This is a genomic window from Acinetobacter sp. A1, from assembly GCF_012371315.1.
Lineage (GTDB): Bacteria > Pseudomonadota > Gammaproteobacteria > Pseudomonadales > Moraxellaceae > Acinetobacter.
Genome location: NZ_JAAZQY010000059.1, coordinates 1 through 5029, shown reverse-complemented (window position 1 = coordinate 5029; position 5029 = coordinate 1). Strand labels below are relative to the sequence as shown.

5 protein-coding genes and 1 pseudogene are annotated in these 5029 nt (G+C 39.7%); 4 read left to right on the top strand and 2 right to left on the bottom strand.

Features of this window, described 5'->3' with window-relative positions:
- Positions 1 to 81 precede the first annotated feature (81 nt).
- Positions 82 to 1314, bottom strand: a complete 1233-nt coding sequence (locus HHA41_RS12720) for an ATP-binding protein (protein ID WP_168418310.1) — start codon at positions 1312 to 1314, stop codon at positions 82 to 84.
- 455 nt (positions 1315 to 1769) lie between these two features.
- Here HHA41_RS12720 and HHA41_RS12715 point away from each other — a divergent pair, with 455 nt between their 5' ends.
- Together HHA41_RS12715 and HHA41_RS12710 are read left to right on the top strand one after the other, a co-directional pair.
- Positions 1770 to 2015 carry a hypothetical protein gene (locus HHA41_RS12715; RefSeq protein ID WP_063454489.1) on the top strand — a complete coding sequence of 82 codons (246 nt, stop codon included), beginning with the start codon at positions 1770 to 1772 and terminating at the stop codon, positions 2013 to 2015.
- An 8-nt stretch (positions 2016 to 2023) separates the two neighbouring features.
- Positions 2024 to 2347, top strand: coding sequence for a toxin-antitoxin system HicB family antitoxin (locus HHA41_RS12710; protein ID WP_063454488.1), 324 nt, complete (start codon positions 2024 to 2026; stop codon positions 2345 to 2347).
- A 203-nt stretch (positions 2348 to 2550) separates the two neighbouring features.
- Here HHA41_RS12710 and HHA41_RS12705 read toward each other — a convergent pair.
- Positions 2551 to 2997 (bottom strand): annotated as a pseudogene (locus HHA41_RS12705) (DDE-type integrase/transposase/recombinase); the annotation flags it as partial.
- A 90-nt stretch (positions 2998 to 3087) separates the two neighbouring features.
- Here HHA41_RS12705 and istA point away from each other — a divergent pair.
- Complete coding sequence (gene istA / locus HHA41_RS12700) at positions 3088 to 4107, top strand: IS21-like element ISAba8 family transposase (protein ID WP_168461930.1); 1020 nt, start codon at positions 3088 to 3090, stop codon at positions 4105 to 4107.
- The gene (istB, locus tag HHA41_RS12695) at positions 4107 to 4880 is read left to right on the top strand and encodes an IS21-like element ISAba8 family helper ATPase IstB (protein WP_168461929.1); all 774 of its coding nucleotides are present in this window, start codon (positions 4107 to 4109) and stop codon (positions 4878 to 4880) included. The genes istA and istB overlap by 1 nt, the downstream gene beginning before the upstream one ends.
- Positions 4881 to 5029 lie beyond the last annotated feature (149 nt).

The window sequence follows — 5029 nt, the reverse complement described above, 5'->3', positions numbered from 1 at the left end:
CCACTACTGAATCGACATAGACAAAATGAGCACTTATGCAAATATTTGTCTATATTTTTAGTTATAGTTAATTACTCCACTTTATTTATTTTCAGACAGCAACCAATCAAGAGCGTTCATTTTTACAATACCATTATAATTGGCTTCAGTCCCTATGGTGTCTAAGGTAAGTAAATACTTGGGATATGAATCAGAAATTTTCTGTAATGGACGTAACTCTCGGCTTAGTGTCTCCTCATTGAGAGTTTCTAATGCCACCTGATAATAAGTTAAATTCTGTAAAGTATCGACAGCAACAAAATCAATTTCATATTCATCAACCCGCCCTACATAGACCGTATAGCCTCGTCTGACAAGCTCAAGATAAATCACATTTTCTAAAATATGACCTTGATCAGCATTAGCATCAGGCAACATAATGCGGCGCAATCCGACATCAACTAAATAGTATTTTTCAGAGGATTGTAATAACTCACGCCCACGTACTTTAAATTGTGCGGCGCTATAAAATAGCAAACTGTCCTGTAAGCCCTGAATATAGCGTTTTACTGTTTCAAATGAGATTTTAACCCCACTTGAAACAAAGGTATTTTTAATTTTATTGATGGAAATGGGTGAGCCTGTCACGCTTGCCAAATATCTTGCGACACGCTCGAGAGAGTTAATATCGGCCGTATTCAAACGGGGAATAACATCTTTAAACATTACACTGGCATAGACCGCTTGCAAGTAATCATAGGTTTCCTGCTGGCTGGTCATGGCAAGCGTATAGGGGAAACTACTGCGCGTGTACATGGCATACAAATCACGATTGGATAATTGTTGGATGATCGGATTATTTTCAATATGCCACTGTTTAAACTCTTGGAATGACAAGGGTAAAACATGTTGCTCGATATAGCGTCCTGTGAGTAACGTCGCAAGTTCTCCACTCAGAAAGAATGCATTTGAACCTGTAATATATAAATCGATATAATCCCGAACATATAAAGAGTCGACTACTTTTTCAAAATTGGTAACATGTTGTATTTCATCTAAAAAAACATAGTTTTTCTTGCTTTCATCAACTTTTGACAGTACATAATCATGTAGTTTGCGGTAATCGGTAAGTTCTTCAAATTCCATAAATTCAAAGTTGATGGCAATGATGTTTTCGGCTTGTACACCCTGTGCTTTTAAGTCTTGTTGAAACATCGCCAACAAGGTGGATTTTCCAGAGCGACGTACACCTGAAAGCACTTTAATAACATCACGGTTTTGCCATGTATTCAGAAATTTTAAGTAGCTATCACGTCGAATATTAGTTTTTCTCATTGTTTACACTTAAACTCTAAAGTTTTAATTGATTCTATCAAAGTTTAGATACCAAGTGAAAACATATTTAATTACAAAGAAAGTTTCTAGTTCATGTGAGCTATTTAAAATTCTAAACTGCTTTTATAGCAGTTTAGAGACGCTAATCACGGCAAGCTCCAAGATACCAGATCTACTCTTTAGACGAAATTTGGTAGGTTTTTTTATCGACGACATAAATCCGAATTCTGTATTTTTGATTATTTTCTATGTCATGTTATGTCATTGCTGCTACGACTTATCTGCTATACAAATTGAGTGAATAGTAAATTGCATATTCCTATGTAAATCTACCCCCTATTCCTATTTGCACCCTACCATTCATTTCTGTTCGTATAAGCCACTAGGCATGCCAAACTCTTGATTAATGGTATCAATATTGATACTATTAATCATTGGCACTATTGAGCATTTAAATGGCAAATCTTGATCAACTTATAGAACAAATGCGGAATAATCCAAAAAATATCCGCTATGTCGATTTACTCAAGGTTTGTAAGCAATATTTTGGTGAACCAAGACAAACAAGTGGTAGTCACACGGTATTTAAAACACCGTGGCAAGGCGATCCTCGTATTAATCTTCAAGATGATAGCGGAAAGGCTAAACCTTATCAGGTTAGGCAAGTATTAGCTGCACTTGATAAACTTAAAACATTGTGAGGTGTCAAATGGATAGCAAACAATTTACTTATCGTGTTACATGGTCAGCAGAAGATAATGAGTATGTTGGTCTATGTGCCGAATTTCCGTCACTGTCTTGGCTCGATGCAGAACAATCTAAAGCATTTTCAGGGATTGTTGATCTTGTTGCTGAAGTTGTAGCAGATATGATCAGCAATAATGAGAAATTACCTGTACCGCTTTCAGAAAAAAAGTATAGCGGACGGTTTGCTGTTCGTGTTCCATCAATGGTTCATCAAAAACTAGCACTTGAAGCTGCGGAGCGTGGTGTGAGTATGAATCGTTTGGTATCGGCAAAATTGGCTATGTAGTTTTATATCTTGATGGTCTACTTGGAATGAGAATGACTGGTAGACCTTGACTTCCTCACCTCCCTAAACGGAGGTGATTCCTACTGCTAGACGCTTAAGCCCAAGCGCAAGTATGTTCTTAGAACTATTTAAATCCCGATCATTGGTATTTAAACAGTTTTCACTGAACCGTACCGGGTTTGTCGGAGACTTTTTTATTTAAGTTAGGCCGCCTGACCTAACGGGTTAATCTTATCATAGTACATTGCTTCAAACTCAAAAGGCGATACATAACCCAGTGCACTGTGTACACGCTTTTTATTGAACCAATCTACCCAGTTTAATGACGCAAGTTGTACATCCGTTAAACCTTGCCAATCTGCTTTTAAATATTCAATCACCTCTGTTTTGTATAAGCCATTCACCGTTTCAGCCAGAGCATTATCATATGAATCACCAGTTGTACCGACTGATGCTCGTAAATTTGCTGCTTCTAAACGATTGGTATAACGAATGGAAAGATATTGCACACCTCTGTCGGAATGATGAATCACGTTCTTTGGCAAGCCTCGATCATACAATGCTTGCTCAAGTGCATCGAGCACCATGTCTGTATTCATACGTGTTGATACTTTCCATCCAACAATTGCTCGTGAGAACACATCAATAATAATGTTAGCGGCAGTGTAAAAATGACCCCCTAATGGCATTTAAAAACTGACCCCCTTGGTTAATATAGCGGTCATTTTGGACTGCTCAACATGTTAACTTTGGAGCAAGCAGTGACAATCCAAATACTTCATCAGCAAGGTAAATCTATTAAAGCCATTACTCGTGAACTGGGGGTGTCCAGAAATACCGTACGTAAATATTTACGGCAAAACACCACACCTCAGTATCAGCGTATACAGCCTAGAATAAGTATCCTTGACCCATATAAACCCTATTTACTCCAACGTGTAAACGCAGCTCATCCTGAATGGATTCCTGCTGTTGTGCTCTACCAGGAAATTTTAAGGTTGGGATATCCAGGAAAGATCAGGATCTTGAGGGAATATCTTGCAACATTAAAACCAGTTGCTAAACCGGAACCGATCATTCGTTTTGAAACCCAACCTGGCCAACAAATGCAGGTGGATTTCACCACAATTCGACGCAACAACACGACTTTGAAAGCCTTTGTCGCAACATTAGGGTATTCCAGAGCGACTTTCGTGAAATTTTATGATCATGAACGTACGGATGCATGGATCGATGGTCTAGAAAATGCATTTCAGTTCTTTGCAGGAGTACCTCAAGAAATCCTGTTTGATAACGCTAAAACGATCATGATTGAACGGGATGCCTATCAGGAGGGGCAGCATAAATGGAATCCCAAACTGCTCGACTGCGCCAAGAAATACAGCTTTCGTCCTCGCGTATGTAAGCCCTACCGTGCACAGACCAAAGGCAAAGTTGAACGCTTTAATGGATACCTCAAATCAAGCTTTATTGTGCCATTGAAAGCAAGCCTGAAGACTTCGGGTTTACTGTTAGATGTTGATGTCGCCAATGCCCACATTGGCCGGTGGCTGCATGAAACCGCCAATCAGCGAATTCATGCCACCACGCAAGAAAAACCGGCTGTTCGACTGCAACAAGAGCAGCAAAAATTTACGCCATTACCACAATCAGATACGGGTTCTGGCACTGTACCTGTTGCAGCAGCACAGCATGTCATGCCCTACGAGAGTTTGCAGCATCCCTTATCGGTATATGACCAGTTGCTGGGAGTTTCCTGATGAATCTGCAATACGACCGTATAGAGCAGCTTTGCCAAAAACTCAATCTGCCTGCCATCGCATCACAATGGTCACATCATGCACAACAAACATTAGGTCAGGATGGAAGTTATGCCGACTTTGTTGAAGCGATCTTGACGCATGAATATGCTGCCAGGCAACAGCGCAGCCAGCAGGTACTGATGAAACTCTCAGGCCTGCCTCAAGTCAAAACCCTGGAAGACTATGATTTTAATTATGCCCTAGGTGCCCCTAAATCACAGGTGATTGAACTGTTCAATCTGAGCTTTATTGCTAGAGCAGAAAATGTGGTGTTTCTCGGGGCTAGCGGAGTAGGAAAAACGCACTTATCTATGGCATTAGGCTATAAGGCCATCATGAACAACATTAAGATCAAGTTCATTACCGCAGCGGATTTAATGCTGCAACTGAGTACAGCCTATCAGCAAGGTAAACTGAAAACCTATATGCAACGTGCGGTACTGGGACCAAAGTTACTGATTATCGATGAAATTGGTTATTTACCGTTTGGACGTGAAGAGGCGAATCTGTTCTTTAACGTGATTGCCAAGCGTTATGAAAAAGGCAGTACGATATTGACGAGTAACTTACCCTTTAGCCAATGGTCTAAGTCATTTGCGGATGATGTTACGTTGACCGCTGCGATGTTAGATCGGCTATTACATCACTGTCATATGGTACAAATATCGGGTGAGAGTTATCGTTTGAAGGATAAAAAAAGAATTGGGATTCAGCCCCAGGTTGAAACTTAATACGAGATCAAAGGGGTCAATTTTACTTTGCCATTTGTAAGGTAAAAGGGGTCAATTTAGAGATGGATTCGAAAATTTGAACAACTCCTATAAGTGATATTCTGCTCCTCAAATGATGTTATAAACATCAATATATGGAGTATTTTATG